The organism is Gluconobacter sp. Dm-73, from assembly GCF_018256215.1.
In the GTDB taxonomy this organism is placed as follows: Bacteria; Pseudomonadota; Alphaproteobacteria; order Acetobacterales; family Acetobacteraceae; genus Gluconobacter; species Gluconobacter cadivus.
On the sequence record NZ_JAERLW010000002.1, the window covers coordinates 24,992 to 40,676 of the forward strand.

8 protein-coding genes are annotated in these 15,685 nt (G+C 56.1%); 1 reads left to right on the forward strand and 7 read right to left on the reverse strand.

Features of this window, described 5'->3' with window-relative positions; genetic code table 11:
- Positions 1-6: 6 nt before the first annotated feature.
- From JK176_RS02030 to JK176_RS02040, 3 genes are read right to left on the reverse strand one after another with little or no spacing between them, the layout of a single operon-like run.
- A complete protein-coding gene (locus JK176_RS02030; protein WP_249194129.1) occupies positions 7-1,149 on the reverse strand; it encodes a major royal jelly family protein in 1,143 nt (380 codons plus the stop codon).
- 13 nt (positions 1,150-1,162) lie between these two features.
- Positions 1,163-1,597: a cupin domain-containing protein gene (locus tag JK176_RS02035; RefSeq protein ID WP_211586177.1), complete on the reverse strand. Its 435-nt coding sequence runs from the start codon at positions 1,595-1,597 to the stop codon at positions 1,163-1,165.
- A gap of 52 nt (positions 1,598-1,649) precedes the next feature.
- Positions 1,650-2,669: a zinc-binding alcohol dehydrogenase family protein gene (locus JK176_RS02040; protein ID WP_211586178.1), complete on the reverse strand. Its 1,020-nt coding sequence runs from the start codon at positions 2,667-2,669 to the stop codon at positions 1,650-1,652.
- Positions 2,670-2,769: 100 nt separating this feature from the next.
- Here JK176_RS02040 and JK176_RS02045 point away from each other — a divergent pair, with 100 nt between their 5' ends.
- Entirely contained in the window at positions 2,770-3,171 is a 402-nt protein-coding gene (locus JK176_RS02045) for a helix-turn-helix domain-containing protein (protein ID WP_211586180.1), read from the forward strand.
- A 543-nt stretch (positions 3,172-3,714) separates the two neighbouring features.
- Here the strand turns inward: JK176_RS02045 and brxL are convergent.
- From brxL to brxC, 4 genes are read right to left on the reverse strand one after another with little or no spacing between them, the layout of a single operon-like run.
- Positions 3,715-5,763, reverse strand: a complete 2,049-nt coding sequence (gene brxL / locus JK176_RS02050; protein ID WP_211586181.1) for a protease Lon-related BREX system protein BrxL — start codon at positions 5,761-5,763, stop codon at positions 3,715-3,717.
- Positions 5,753-8,392 (reverse strand): BREX-1 system phosphatase PglZ type A, encoded by a 2,640-nt coding sequence (gene pglZ, locus JK176_RS02055; RefSeq protein ID WP_211586182.1) that lies wholly within the window; start codon positions 8,390-8,392, stop codon positions 5,753-5,755. The genes brxL and pglZ overlap by 11 nt, the downstream gene beginning before the upstream one ends.
- Before the next feature lie 2 nt (positions 8,393-8,394).
- Positions 8,395-12,030 carry a BREX-1 system adenine-specific DNA-methyltransferase PglX gene (pglX, locus tag JK176_RS02060; protein ID WP_211586183.1) on the reverse strand — a complete coding sequence of 1,212 codons (3,636 nt, stop codon included), beginning with the start codon at positions 12,028-12,030 and terminating at the stop codon, positions 8,395-8,397.
- Positions 12,031-12,044: 14 nt separating this feature from the next.
- Positions 12,045-15,680, reverse strand: coding sequence for a BREX system P-loop protein BrxC (brxC, locus tag JK176_RS02065; protein ID WP_211586184.1), 3,636 nt, complete (start codon positions 15,678-15,680; stop codon positions 12,045-12,047).
- Positions 15,681-15,685 lie beyond the last annotated feature (5 nt).

Genomic DNA, 15,685 nt, shown 5'->3' on the forward strand with positions numbered 1-15,685 from the left:
CCAACTCTATCGCCCGGGTTTGACCTGACCAGCATGAGGATCGATAGATACCAGCAGAAATGGCTGGTGACTGCGGGATTGCCCCTGATGGAACATCGGAAGACGGTCCAGTTGCGCGACGGGCAGCCAGAGACGACTGTCCGGGGCAAGACAAGGGGCATCCGCCCAGTGCAGACGTAAATCCGAGAGCAGTCTCGTGATCTTTCCGGAAACGTCCCTTCGATAGACGCCGTCATCCTTCAGGTTGGTAAAGTAGAGATTTCCTGCAGCATCCATGGCGCTGCCCCCGACTGGAGGTAAATCTGCCCAAGGCTTTACAGCCTCAGACAGATCGGTTGATGACACATTGGGATCGTCAAGAAGTGCTGTCGGAACTTGAGACCAAGGCCCTTCAAGCGGTCCGAAATACAGCCACTTCCCGTCCGGACTGACTTCAAGCGGATCGACATTCACCAGAAGCGGCTGATGCGGACCGTTCTCCACGACGTGCCCATCCATGACAATCGGCCGATCTGTCCGTGCGCGTGTGGAAACATCGTTGTCCAGAACGCGGCGTGCCTGGCCTGTCTTGATATCAAGAACGATCAGCGCTGCCTCGCCCGCATCCGTCAGATAAGCATGCATCCCGTTGAAACGGATATCGTCGATATAACTGCCTGCCTGCGCGATTTCTGGGCCCAGAGGATAGATCCGCAGCACATGACCTGTTGCCGGATCAATACGGACCAGTTTCGCTGCCCCGGGTACGGGTGGACCTCCAAAAGACGGAGTTCCCGTATCAACAACCCAGAGCGTGCCGTCAGGAGCAACATGGAGAGCATTGACGCTGACAAACCGATGCGTCGCATCCCGTCCGGATTTCCAGCCATTCCAGTCAGCATCCGGAAAAGGCTCTATCTCTCCATTTTTTGTCAGAAGACCCACGGCCGGTCCGGAAAATCCGCTCCAGCGAGGGCCTGAGACAAACACATGACCGCCAGCAAGCGCTACGGCGTTCCAGTCCATGGCCGTAGTGGTTGCCTCAATCCTGATGGTCTGGGCATGGGAAGGATCAGGATGCCCGCATACCCCAACGAAACCCGTGAAAACGGCAATGGCGATCCTGCGCAGGCCTCTTTTAGAGAAAGCCTGCTGCCGATTCTGTTTCATGACTCCCATGATGTCAAATCCCTGCAATAAAGCCGGACGGCGTACCTTCGGCAGGATCCACGAACACCACGTCGTCTGGAGCCCGTCGCGGCGTATCGATGGCCAGAAAAACGACTGGATGGCTCAGAATGCGGGGTACGGCATGCACGGCCCGACGGGGGAACACCAGAAGATGGCCGGGGGCAAACGGCGCCTCCTCCTTGGGATCATCAATCCAGAATGTGCCTGTCCCGGAGAGGACATGAAGCACTTCATCGCACTGGGTATGATAATGCGGTGGCACATCCCGGTAGATCCGGAAGACCCGGATACTGGCTTCAGGCTTGTCGGTCAGATAGGTGTCCAGCAGCATCGTGTCCGCCGTTTCGGGAAACGCCGCCGCAATTTTATTGAGATCGAAGCGACCTCCCGTCCGGTTCAGGGTCATCAGATGCTCTTCGTCATTCATGAGGTTTGCCCTTCGCAAGCGCTTTGACTGTTTTCGTCATCGTTTTCTCCGTTCAGGCAGGAAAACCTTCGAGCACGATCTTGCCTTTGGCCTGACCACTCTCGATCAGAGCGTGAGCCTCTCGCAGATTGGCGGCGGTGATCGCGCCAAGATTTTTGCCGAGGGTCGTACGGAGACGACTTTCGTCTATAAGGCGCGACACCTCGTTCAGGATTTTCCCCTGAGCGCTGATGTCTGCCGTTCCGAACAGTGAGCGGGTGAACATCAGCTCCCAGTGCAGGGACAGGCTTTTGCGCTTGAGCGGTGCGGCATTGAGTTCAGCCGGATCATCAATCAGGCCGAAATGTCCCTGAGGGGCAAGAAGTTCGACGATCTCTGCCAGGTGTTGATCCGTCTGCGTCGTAGAAAAGACATAGCCGGGAGCGCCCGTAGGAAGGCCAGCAACCTGTTCCGCAAGAGCCTTGCTGTGATCGATTACGTAATCTGCCCCGAGAGATGTGACCCAGTCCTGCGTTTCGGCGCGCGACGCCGTGGCAATGACCGTGATATCGGTCAGAACCTTGGCCAGCTGGATCGCCATAGAACTGACTCCACCTGCACCCCCGATGATCAATATGGATGGGGTCGTTCCCGGGACAGACCGACGAATGTCCAGACGATCGAAAAGCAGCTCCCAGGCGGTGATCGCCGTCAGCGGTAAGGCTGCGGCTTCGGCCCAGTTCAGGGGGCGGGGTTTGCGACCGACAATCCGTTCATCGACCAGATGAAATTCGGCATTGGTCCCCGGACGATTGATCGCACCGGCATAAAAGACCTCATCGCCGACAGAAAAATCCGTGACGTCCGGTCCGGTTCCAACGACAACCCCTGCCGCATCCCAGCCCAGAACACGCCACTCGCCCGCGTCCGGTGTTGCATTGCGGCGGACTTTTGTATCAACCGGATTGACCGACACGGCCCTGATTTCCACCAGAAGATCCCGGCCCGAAGGGACGGGTTTCGGCAGATCGATATCCTGAAGGGACGCCGGATTTTCGATGGGAAGCGGCGTCTGATAACCGATGGCCCGCATGATGTCTGCTCCTCTGTTGAATGAGGAGAAGAGTGAGCATTATGCTGTTTGCAGACAAGAACGCACTTTTAACGCCCATAGTGTCGGAAATGATACCGTTATGACCCGCATCCGCCATCAGTCGCTCGATTGCAGCCCCGGCTGCGCTGTTGAAGCCACGCTTCAGCTCATCGACGGCAAATGGAAAGGCGTGATCCTCTATCACCTGCTTCAGGGGACATTACGCTTCAACGCCATCCGCAAGCGACTGCCCAATATCACGCAGAGAATGCTGACAACCCAGCTTCGCGAGCTGGAGCGTGACGGGTTCGTGTTACGGACGGTCTACCCGGAAGTTCCGCCAAAGGTGGAATATAGCCTCACCCCGCGTGGGCAGACCCTCAAGCCCGTCATCATGGCTCTTAAGGCCTGGGGCGATGAGCACACAGAGTTCAGGTATGGTCCTAAGATATGCGCAGATCAGGACAGCATGCTCTCTCCTGCCGCTAAAGGTACTGAATAATTGCTCAGCAGTCATTCGGCTAATGGCGGAATTGGAGGCGTAAGCAGCAGGTCTGCTTACGCCTTCATTAGAGACATCGAAGTGGCGGTGGTTACCCGAAAGCCGACATTGTTAGGCGGAGCGCGATAGACCGAGTTTGGGACATTCCTGCCGTTCCGGAACGATATTTCGAACAGCAACTGTCGCCAGAAACGGACATTCAGCCCTGCGTACCGGCATCGCAGATCGACAGAAAATGGGCCGGGTGCCGCCGCGTCGTGGGACAAATCCGTCATTACCGCCCGGTTCGCCAAATGTCGGCTTCCAACACGAGCCGACATTCGCGCGTTCGGTCCCCTGGGCTCATTGACCGAGTAAGGCTGGCCGATCGTAGGCGGACAGCTGAAGATGCGATCCTTGTTCGGCGTCAATCAACCTGCCGCAGTTGCGATTACGAAGTTTCGGTCGTTCCGCCCAAGAAAGCGCTCCCGAACTACGGACATTGGTTCATGTGCCCCCGATCAGTCATCCAAAAACTCCAAGTCGTAATAAAACCCAGCCTTATCAGTCTACACCCAAAGCTTTGAACACCGCGTCAACCGGATCGGAATAGAACGAAGTTTGAAATTTGGCGAAGAGCTCACCAGGTATTGATGGAATGTTGGTAACACTCGACATAGGCAGCAACACACGCTTCGCGCCGCTGTCGAAAGCGAGTTGCATACAACCTGCCAGATTCTCCACTGGCTTGATGTTACCTCCAAGACTCATGTCGCCCAGCACGACAAGCTGCCCTTCAAGTGGCTTCTGCAAGATTCCAGAACAGGCAGCAATGAAACCCGCGAGCGTGATCGACGTCGTCGCACCGCTATTTTTTTGCAGTTCAACCAAGTGCACGTGGTAGTCGTGCTCGCTTGCCTTCGCGGCACTGCTGATGCGAGCGATATTGGCTCGGAAGAAATCAAAGCCGACCTTGAGTGCTTCTCGCGCAGAGCTGCTGGAGCCAATCCCGGAAACGGCAAATTTGCCGGCTCCGGCGGTGATCTGGGTTTCGAGCCGATAAAGCCCCAAATGGCCACCGCTCCCTGTCCCGATGGTGTGAAGTACGCCGGGATTCATCGGGCCGCCAGGGATTAGCTTGCCGCCGCCTTGTTCCGGCACCGAGATGAAGCGCTCCTCATGGCTTTCCTGGTCGATATAGGAAAAATGAACGTCGAAGAACTCCATTCCGCCGATCTTCTTCAACTGCTCCTTTACCCGGCGTCGTGTTTCGAGCGCATACTCAAGGCATTGGCGGACGTCTTCCTTGTCATAGGTGGCATCCGGGAAGAGCAGTTTGAGAAGCCCGGAGACCGTTTTGCGAACCGCGATCGTATCGCGCTGGTTGAGATTATTTCCCAGTTTGAAGAAGCGGTCGATGGCATCAGCAAAGCTGCGCTTCCGCATTTCGCGCATGAGTTCGGCGAGATAGTCAGTGATCAAGCCATAACGGTTTGTGAAAAATTCTGGCCGCATCTTTGGGACTTCCCAGCCAGGAATATAGGCGTGAAAGCGGTCAAAGAACGCGCTGTCAATCATGGTTTGTGGGAATGGCGACAGGAGGTGGCTCGTCTTCACCAGGGTGTCGACCGACTGATTGATATTGCCCACGAATACCATGCTGGCCGAGGCAGAAATCGAGTCACGCCCACGCGCGAACGAGCCATTCGCCATGTAGCCCTTCATGATCTGGACACCGTCGGGATCTTTGAAACTGATGCCAGCCACTTCGTCAAAGGCGACGACATCCCACATCCCTACGAGCCCGACCTGGCGACGAGACATATTGTAGAAGAGGTTAGCGACAGTAGTCTGACCGCCCGACACCAGAATGCTGTTTGGACTCACCTCTTCATAGACATAAGACTTGCCGGTGCCGCGCGGGCCAAGCTCGCACATGTTGTAATTATTCTCGACGAACGGAATCAGGCGAACCAACAGATGCCAGAGCGTGCGCTCATCGAGCACGGTTGGTTCCATCCCGGTCGAGCGTGTCAGCGCGTCGATCCATTGCTTCGTGGTGAAGTGCCTCCGGGCCTGGAAAAGCTCTTCCATGTCCATATTGGGCATTTGAATTGGCTTGAGGTCTGCCACCGAGAAGGGGGAGCCCTTCCGGCCCTCCTCAAAAAAATAGTGAACCGTGATGATGCACCAGATCCCGCCGGCGAGCAGCTTCTCGTTCGCCTTGACAAAGCGCGTGTCAATTTCCGCATCTTTGACGCCTAGATTGGCGAGCATGGCCTCGTAGACGTCGCGCTTTTCATTAAGACGGACGCTGACCTTGTCGATGATCTTATAGCTACCGCGTTCGCGGATTTTCGATTTGATTTTTTCTGCCTCATCGGGGCGCACATAGTTTTCTGCCAGGACGCCTTTTACCGTCTCAAGGCCGTCGCGGATCGTTTGCTCGTCGTCGGACGCGCAATAGCTGCCCAGCAGATATTCGAGGACGTACGTCGGGACATTCGCCCCCTCCTTGACGAGTTTGGTCAGGTCCTTTCGAACGACCTTTCCGGCAAATTGCTGGACCAGCAGCGCATCGACATCGTTCTCGGTGTCAGGATCAGAAGTCATTTTCGAAAGCCAGACTGATGGTGACGGAATGGGGAGGGAAGAGATCCAGTTGATCGTCGGTGTCGCGGACGATCAACTGGTATTTCCTATGCGGGTCAAACGACTGGTTGGCCAGCGTGAGCCAGACGTCTTTTTTCCAGAGGTTCATGTCCTTGGCGGTGGAATCGAAGGCAATGACCTCAGCGTTCGAAATCTGTTGATCGCCATCGTAGAGCGCAATCCTTGCCATGACCGGTTGCACGCGGTCGGATGCGGCTTCCGTCTGCGTGATCGTGAAGCGGTGGCGGGATGTGGTGATCCGGGTGCTATGGAACAGCGCGGCCAGACCCACCTTGGTGACACGGGTCTTTTCACGCCCTCTGCCTTCGCCACGCGCGTAATTGACGCGCAGCAGGGGAACGCACACTTCCTGCGGCATCGCACCGCCGTGGACGAAACGGCTCCCTCCCACAAAATGAAAGCGGTTGATCCCTTTGGGAACCCAGAAGCCCATATCCGTGCTGGCCTTGGTCGTGGCGGCGATATCGCCACTGATTGCGCCAGCATTGTCGCCGAGACTGGTGCCGATCAGGTAACGCTTCTTCGCGATCACGGCGCCGTCGGGCCGAGTTTGAATGGCGTTCTTGTGGCTGTCGCCGGGAGGTGCGCTCTGGAACAGAAAGCCGTGATCGGCAGTCACAATAGCGCGATTACAATTGAAGGTGAACGCGCGGCGGACAAGCGCCGAAATCTCATCGATCGTCGTCCGCACGGCGATGAAGGTCTTTTCTTCATTGCCTTTGTCTGCGGTCAGGTCGATCTGGTCGTGATAGACGTAGATCACGCGATAGGGCTTGAAGAAGGCCTTGCCGTCCTCCTTCTTCATTTCCATCAGATCAGATGCCTTGACCGCAATTCCTTCCACCGGTTCGAGAAGCTTCTTGCGCGCCTCCAAGCTGCTGGATGATTTTCCGTCGACCTGCACCGAGCCATCCGGGGAATAGGCCAGTTTCGCGTGCGGCAAGAGGGATGCCATGCCCAGCGCGGTATAAGAGGGCAGGACGCCGAGCATCCCTTCCATCGTCGCTTGATAGCGATCGGTTCCCCGCATCGCAGCGAACAGCTCCTGTGCGGCCTCGTACCGGAATGCGTCCGATATGATCACGACCACCCGTCGCCCGGGGTCGGCATCCAGAACCGGCTGCACCTCACAGGCAAAGAAATCATATTGGTTGGTGACGCCCGGCAGTCGCCAGGCGGGTAGCAATTCCGACTCTACCTGACTCGTCCACAAGTGGCCGAGTTCGGCCAGATACCAGTTTCCGTAGACGTCCTCGATGTGGCCGCGCAGGTCCTTGAGAATGTCCCAGTTTTGACCCTCCGTCACGTCCGCTGCTTCGCCAAACAGGCGATAGAGCTGGTCGAAGCGATAGAGGCGCTCGGTGTACAGCTTCCACGTTTCAGCCGCTGTGTTGCTGCGAAGATGCACCCCGATTTCGCCCTTGAGCGCGAGAAACGCACCCGCGTGGATGATCGCATCGTAGACGCTGTTCAGGGCTGCGCGGGGCGCGTCCTCGGTCGACGGTTTTTCGGCGTTGGCCCAATACGCATTCTGGCGACTGCGTGCGATGTCTGTGATCCGCGCGGCATTGACCGTCTCGGAAGCATCTAGGACCTCGCGCACAAGCAGCGATGCCAATCGCTTCTCGACATCGAGGAAACTATGAACCATCTCCAGATCGGCTAGCGCGAAGCCGCTCAGCTGGCTCTTGATGCGCAGATCGTCGGCAATGACGGCGGACAGAGTATCATAGGAGCGCTGGTAGCTGCTGGAATCGCGCCATGCGTCCATGAACACGACCGCGTTGGAGCCGCCGCCATTGGGCAGCACCAGGTGCATCAGCGACGCCGGAACCCTGCCGGTCGCATGGCGGGCGAAGTCTGTGGCGAAGAGGCGCAGCAGCAGGTTGCGCAGGTTTGGCCCGTCATCGGCATAGCGGAACTCTTGCGCGATAAAGTCCCAGAAGGCCTGCTCAACGCCGTATCGCTGGAACTCGACGAGTGTTTTGCCGTCTGCCGCCAGATTTTGGGGATCAAGCTCGGCCAACAAAATGCGTAGAATCTGTGAGAGCTGCGGCTGCGGGGCGCGGGCCAGCACTGCCATGATCTTGAGGTCGATCTGATACGCGCCATCGCCCGGCGCGATGAATCGGATAAGCTTGTCCATGCGCTCCCGGCTGGCAAAGAAGCGGGCGCGATCGGAGACGTGGGATTTGAGCGACAGCTCATCGACCAGACTCAGCTCGCGCAGGATCAGCGTGGATTTGTCTGCTGCAAAGGGCGCCGCCCATTTGCGGATGTCGAGCAGCATATCGTGCGCCGGATCCGGTGGCGCTCCCCGCTCATAGATCAAGAAGCGCGCCTTGGGCTGTTCCAGCAGCATACGCACTTTCAGGGCAAGTGTGGACTCGTCACCAAGACGGAGCGGCGTCACACCGTCTTCGTGGCAGCTTTCCAGGCTCAGCTTGTCCAATTCCTCAGAGAATTCTCCGTCGCGGTCCTGCCACCAGACGATGCGATTGCCCGCATGGTCATGGCCGCCGCTGTTGAACAAGCGCGTCAGATGGGCATGGATATGGGTCAAATCCACGTTTACTCGTCCTCCCCCTTTTTCTTCGGGCAGACCTTTTCCTTGAAGGCGAGCAGATTACCGAACTTGCCGTAATTGACCTTAACACCCTCGTTCAGATCGAGCGCAATGCGCTGATCGGCCAGATGGTGTAGCTCCTCGTCGAAGGCGCGCAGTTCGATCAGCTGCTTGGCAAGTTTGTCCTTGTCTCGGCCCTTGCGGGTCTTTTCGGCCGAGGATGACGAGGCCGTGATCTCGGCGTCCAGATCGCTAATCCGCTGCTGTAGCTTGCCCATCAGAGGCGTGACATGGTTGGTGCGCATCCTCGCTAGTGTGCCTTCATTATAGCGGTGGAGATAAACCAACGCCTCGAACGCCTTTTGTTTGCCGGAAGAGAAAAGCCAGTAAATCGGTCGGTTCTTATAGGTCTGCAGGTGGTCCTTGTAGAACTGCTTGGACAGGTAGGCGCGCAATGCCGCGCGCGGTTCGCCGACCTTGCCCATATTGAGGCCGTCCATCACAGTGGCGAGCGTTTCCACAAACGGTATGTCGGGCCAGGCTAGGCGAAGGAATTCCTCGATCCGAATGACGGCATCATCGAGGAACCACTGCTCTTCTGTTAGCGGAATAATGCCGTCATCGTCCGCTGCGAATGCACCATAGCGCGTGGGATCGAAGTCCACGCCGCCAGAATGAGCATAGATCAAACCCGGCTCCGCCAGAGAGTAGCGGCCCATCATGCAGCCTACCGCGTAAGATATAAACTCCCGGATCATATCTGAAATTAAACGGGTTTGGTAGCCTTCATGATCTAGATCTTTGTCGTATCGGAAATATGGATTTTTCTTGATTGTTATTTCTCTAAGCGGAACATCAGAAGAAATTTCCGATTCAAGTTTATATTGTTTTATAAAGAAAGCATTATTTGCCTCTTCCAATTCCTTAATCGTGTGAATCCTATCGGACCAAGAAGATAATACTTCGGATATTGAATCGGCAATACACTCAGCGCCCGCGTCTTCTAGGACTGGATGACGGGAGAAATCCCACGATGTTTCAAAGGAGTCCCAATCCATCTTCGACAGATCGATCAAAGATGAGACATTTTCCCTGAGTATTTTTTGATTCCAGATTGGAAGTTTCCGGACGTCACCAGTAGTGAAGTTCGTGGTCGGGCAGAGCATTCGCGAAACGGACTGATTAATTTTATTGTTAAGGCTCCCAATAATATCCAAGATAGAAAAATCGTCTTTCGAATTTTCGAAAATACCCGAACCACCTTGGTCGAATAAAAATCCTTCCGGTAGGTATCTAACGGCAAATCCGTTATTGGAAACAACAGTCCATGTTGCACCTTCTTTAAAATACTTATCTTTGCTTCTTAGATTTGCGGAATTATCTTTTAGATCTGATCCGGAGTTCGCGTAGTTGATCACATGTTCGTTATTGCCGTACCACCGACGAAACTCACCGCCCTTCGCGATCGGATACCAAAAATCGGAGTCCTTGTTTTTTACCTTGAAATCCCTCGTGGACACTTCCCACCAGAAATGGATGTATTTATCAATGTTCCCTCCTGTATCAAGGCCCTTGAATGCACGCTCACCCAGTTGATCTGCATCGCTTAGGACTTTGATAAATCCCGGCGATGCCCAATAGGCAATTGCCTGTCCGGGTATCTTGTTGAAGACTCGCATCGACGCTTCGTAGGCCAGAGCAGGATCGTTCTGTTGTGCATTCTTAAACTGCGTCTGCTTCGCCGTCTCGGATTCGCCAGCCGTTAATCTAAAAAATCTGCTGACATAATCTGGAATATGATTACGGTTTATGGTGCACGCGGTTGTCGATACAATTGCGCCGCCAATGCTATCGAAGGCTCGCGTACCAAGATGCGCCATCGTTCTTACTGTTTGTCGGGTCAAGATCTTCGCGCGGAGTTCCTCATAGGAGCTCAGGAACATCCAGCTTTGCATGGTTATGATTGCCACAAGGCCGCGGTCAGCCGCTAATTCTAAATTTCTTTCGATGAAAGCGGCGAAAAGGTCAGACTTCCCAGAGGGATATCGCTTCCCGACGAACCCTTTCAAATTAGCGTTCATGCCCTTGCTACCCATGTAGGGGGGGTTCGCCACCACGCAATCATAGCGACTACTAAGCAGGCGCGCCTGCGCGACCAAGGGGCGCAAGGTGTCTTGCGCATCCGCCTGCGCTTGCCGTCTCAACAAGTCACCGGTCAGCGGCTCGGCCAGCAGAGTTTCCAGCGCTGATAAACTTTGCGTCACAGCTTCTGGTACGGTGATAAGCGAGCCGAAAGTCTTTGCTCCGCCAAATAGCGCGACTAGTGTCTTGATCGCTTTGGCTTCTGGCGATGTTGTTTGCGGGGCCGCCAATGTCAGCTGGGCTAACGTATCGGGGAGCAAGTCCCCGCTCGGGACCATCTCGAACCGCTCCTGCTGCAGCAGCGCCTTGGCGAGTGCATCGGCATCCAGCCCGGCGCTGTCCTGTAAGGCCAGTACGTTTAGCACAGGCGGATTGTTGAGGATGCTGCGATCATCGGCGCAGGCCTTCATCAACAGCGCGAAGCCTGCCATCTGCGCGGCACGGTCATCGATATCGAGCCCGAACAGGTTCTTTGTCAGGATCGCGCGGGCCGCTTCGCGTTTAGTGTAGCCGCGCTCCCGATAGATGGCACGGAACAGGTCATAAGCCTCAACCAGGATATGGCCCGAGCCAACCGCCGGATCGATCAGCGTGATGGCTTCGGGATCAAGCTGTTTGGGCGTAATTGCATCGAGCTGGGCCTGGACCTCCGTAGGCTGCTCGGCCGGAGCAAGGTAATATTCCATGCCCCCCCGGATTGCACTTTCAGGGTAGGTTGCCAGCCATTGCGCGCCGAGGCTGTTCTGAACCATGTATTTCACAATCCAGTTGGGCGTAAAAAGCTGGGTGGCGGCTGGAATATCTTCCGACTTCACCACCTTGCCGATCACCTGATCCTTCTTTTCGGAGATATAGAACTGGTAGAGCCAGCCTATGATCTCGATCGCCTGCCACTCCGGCTCGGCGATACTGTTGACCAGCTTTCGGATGATGCTGTCAGACTGCAACAGGTTTTCCGGCAGAAGCAGCTCGGTCTCGTCGTTGATTTTCTCGAACAGGAACGGCATGGAGCGGTGCAGATCATTGCATTGGGCGATCAGCAGCTTGCGATAGATCTGCTCGTCCTTAGTGCCGTCCAGTTTGAGCTCGACAATCTCGTTCCGATCGAGACCGGGAAGCGCGATTATTGCAGCCTTCTCCAGCAGTTCCGGCTCATCATGGCCCGCCGGGTGAGACAGGACGCGGCAACCGTGATCGAAATAATGGTGCAGTTCCATGTACCGAATGGCGAGGAACCGGTTGAACCAGGTATAAGCGACGGCCTCCATAACCTGCGCGAAGCCGTCCCGCGCGATGCGTGCGATGAGTTGCCCGCGCTGGGCCGCCACCAATCGGGGATATGCTTTCCCGTTCAGGACAAAAAGCTCGCCCTGAATGTCGCCGGTAGCGCTTCCCGCCTTGGTAATGCCGAACTGGGCAGCGCGGTTCGTCATTGCCTGAATGAAATCAAGCCGAGCCTGCGGGGCATATTTTTTCAAGGCGTTGCAGTTGGAAGCCATGGGAAGCAGAACTTTCAGAGGATTTCGATGCGGACGTTGCTAGCGATGGCCTCTTCGAGCTGCCGCCGCAGCGCTGCGAGATACTCGTCAACGTCCTCACGCGTTTCGAGATAGGGCTTTGAAGCGGGCAGTCTGGTCGAAATCTGCCGGCGCGGTTTGAAGTTTTCCGGCGCACTGACCTTGGGCGCTGGCGCAACCGGCGTCGCGCCGGGCTGCTTGACGATCGAAGGCTCGGTCGGCGGCGGCGTTGCAGAGGCCCGCTTTGCGGCTTCGACCACCTTCTCGATATCGGAATGCGCAAGCTTGGCGGCCTCTGCCGCCTCCTCGATCAGGTTGCTGATCTGCCCGGTGTTGGTTTCAAACTCGATCTGTTTGCGGATGTCCTGAATCGGCTTGAGGCATTTGTTTGAAAAGTCGGCATCGACGCCGATGCCCGTCAGATCCAGCCGCAGGGTCTCGATCTGCGGGTCAACCTTGGCAAGTGCCTCTGCCCGCCGCTCGGCGATGACGGTTTCATTTCGGTCCCGCAGGGTCTGGATAAGCGGAGCACTTTCCCTAATCCGGCCATAGGGGCGCGGATCGTTCAGGATGGAGCGCACGGTGGACAGCGCTGCCGCCGCTTCGGGGTCTCGGTTCAAGAAAAATGCGTTGGGCTCAAATTCGCCGCGGAAGGCCGACCGCAGTGCTTCCCATTGCGGTTTTTGCTGCGTGTAGAATGTTTCCAGGCGCTGGAAGCGCTCCCCATAATCCCCAAGGTCGACCGCATGCGCCTTCGCGTGACCGAGGAAGCCGAAGCTGTCGCGGTTGGCGAGCAGCTTGTTGAGCATGCCCTGCAGATCGGCGATTTCGTCTGAACCGGGATATGCCCCTGTCGCTGCCAAGCCTGACCATTGGGCCAGGAGCTGAGATTGCTTGGCAAAGCGATCGCGCAGCCAATTGTGCAGATCATCTTCGCCCTCGGGAGCCGCGGCCCCAAACAGGTCACGAGCCATAACGCGGACCGACTGGATGTCCGCCTTGTCCACCGTCTTCCGGCGTGACAAGCTGACCCGGTTCCATTTGTTTGATCCGTCGATTTGGGCGTAAACGTCGCTCGCCTGAAGCTTGCCACCGTTGGCGTGCAATTCGATTTGGCCAGCCTTGAACAGTCGGCAGACGAGCAGCAAGGTGTCGAGCTCCTTCCAACCATAAGGGTGCCGCGCGAAACGCTCGGTGATAAGAGACCCGAGATTGACCGACTGACTGCGCCCGCTGAGCAGCTCGACATATTCCAGCACTTCCTTGAGCGCCCTAGCATTCTGGCTGCCGCCAAGGAGATCAAGCTCTTCGCCGCTGGGGTCGGCCAGCACGCGACGCAATTCCGCCAACTGATCCGTCGGAGAATGCTGAATGAAGGACAGCTTATTGTAGCTGTTTTCGACGAGGTATCGCAGCGCGGCATAGACCGCGACCTTCGGCGTGCCAGGAAAGCTCTTCTCGTTGCCCAGCACAAAAAATTTCGCTTCTTCCAGCATTTGCGAGAGCGAGGTGTTGATACGGTTGCGGCGTTGCGAGTTTTCCAAGCGCTTGTCGTCATGGATGCGCTTGGTTGTCTGTGGCAAGGAGCCATCAGATTTGAGGCGCAGATACGCCTCTGTTTTGATGTAGGCGATGATTTCGTCCGATAATTTCTTATCGTCGCGCAATTTGACCACCACCTGCCCGATGGAGCCACCCATGCTCAACTCGATGCAGCGTGCGTCGTTAAAGGTGCTGAAGTCGGGCGCGAGAGGGGTCAGAAACGAGAGGATCAAGCTCCCCTCCACCCGATTTCCAAAGGGTGTCAGATCGATCAAGCGAGTGAGATCGAAGTCCTTTCCGTTGGTGGCGTGGCGATAGCGGCGATCCCGCAATACGTCTTCGAAGATGACATCGCCAAGCAGGCGGTTGAGGTCCGCATGACTGAAGTCCTGATCCTTGATCTCCTTGTTGATATCCCGCTCTTCGTTCGTGAGGAAGAAATAGAGATCGCCATTCCGACTAATCAACGTTTCACGCTCGAGCCGCAGCAGGCTCTGCTCGATCTCGGACCTCAATGCTCGCTTGTCAGCGTCCACTTCGTCAACGAAAAACGTGACGAGATTGTCGATGTTGGCTGGAACCTCCTCGACATAGCGAATGAGAAACAGGGTCTTGAGAAGACGTGCATCGAAGTCGCTGCGATCTGCAATGTTCTCCACCCGGCCGATCGCTGTGCGAACGACACCTTCTAGAAAACTCTCGATTGCGGGGTAAAACGCGTCCAGCGGTACGAGCGCGCCGAGAGGCCTGTCTTTGATGGCCTTCGCGGCAGTCTGGAACGCATCCAGCATCGAGCGCTCACCTTTCGAGAGGTGACCCCCTGTCGCGCCAAACTGGCGGCTGGCTTCGAATATCTTCTGGACCAGCAGGAATTGGTATGGAGCGAAGGGGTAGCATTCGGCGAAGCCGTCCGCATCCGAGAAGGAACGAAGCGTGATGCCGGAATCTCGGAATGTGATCTGATTGCGCAAAATGTCTCCCTTTTCGCCGAAGAGCGCTTTCAGGGCTTCTTGGGCGGCAGGGGTTTTCTCTAGCAGACGTCGCTGGATCACCTCATCTGCGTTGGCTCCGGACAGTGAAAGGCGTGTGGCGAAGCGGCCCTGAATCTTCGAGAAATCCTTGCTGCGATCCTTCTCGAATGCTCCGCCTACAACCGCTTCAATGTCCTCCTGCGAGGTGACCACCACCCACGCGTGCCCGTCGCAAATAGTGCCAAGATTTTCGGTGATCGTCTGCAGATTCAGCATTAGCTGCGACTGGCCGCCAATGAACTGGCCCACCTCGTCGGCGAGGAAGACCAAGCGTTTTGCCCCGCCTGAACGATCGAGATACTGTCTGACCCACTTGGCAAAATTCTCGATGGTAAGGGACAGCCCCTTATCCAGATTATCAATCCAAGCTTGTGGATTGTCGATCCGTTGGCTGAGTACCTTGCTTAGCGCTGCAGCCACCTCCGAACCATAGAACTGGTACGAATCGCGCTCGGCTCGCCAGTCAAGATTATGATCTGCCGCCAGTACGTCGATAAACTCTTGAAACTTCCCTCTGCCGTCCAGGAAGCGTTCCATGTGGGCGACTTCCGGGTGATCCCCGCAGTATCCGAGGTGCTCGTTAAAAACCTTCAGAAAAACCTGGAGAATGGCATCGCGGCTGTGATTTTGTTCCGCCTTACTGTCGATGTTGAAAAGTATGACCTCGGATTGGGCGTTTGCCATTCGGCTCAGGTCGCCCTGAAAGGCGCTGTCGCCGGAAACCTTCTCAATAAAGAAGTCGAGGGGCAGGCGCTCGGGCTTGCCGTCTTCAACCACCGCATCATTGGCCAGCAGGTACGACAAGATCTTGATGAAATGAGATTTGCCCGATCCGAAGAATCCTGAGACCCAAACACCCATTCTGGTGGAAATCTCAGCATCGTTTTTGTTCTCAAGCCCCTGAAGGAAGGCGTCTACGAACCGGCGCAAATGCCGATCAACCTCTTTGGTGATCACATACTCTTCAAGCTCGTTGTAGGCCTTGTCGCGCTGATCGGCCTTGATCACGCCGTTAATAGACCGAGTGACGTCTTTGGCGAAAATGCTTTCAATATGCATGACTG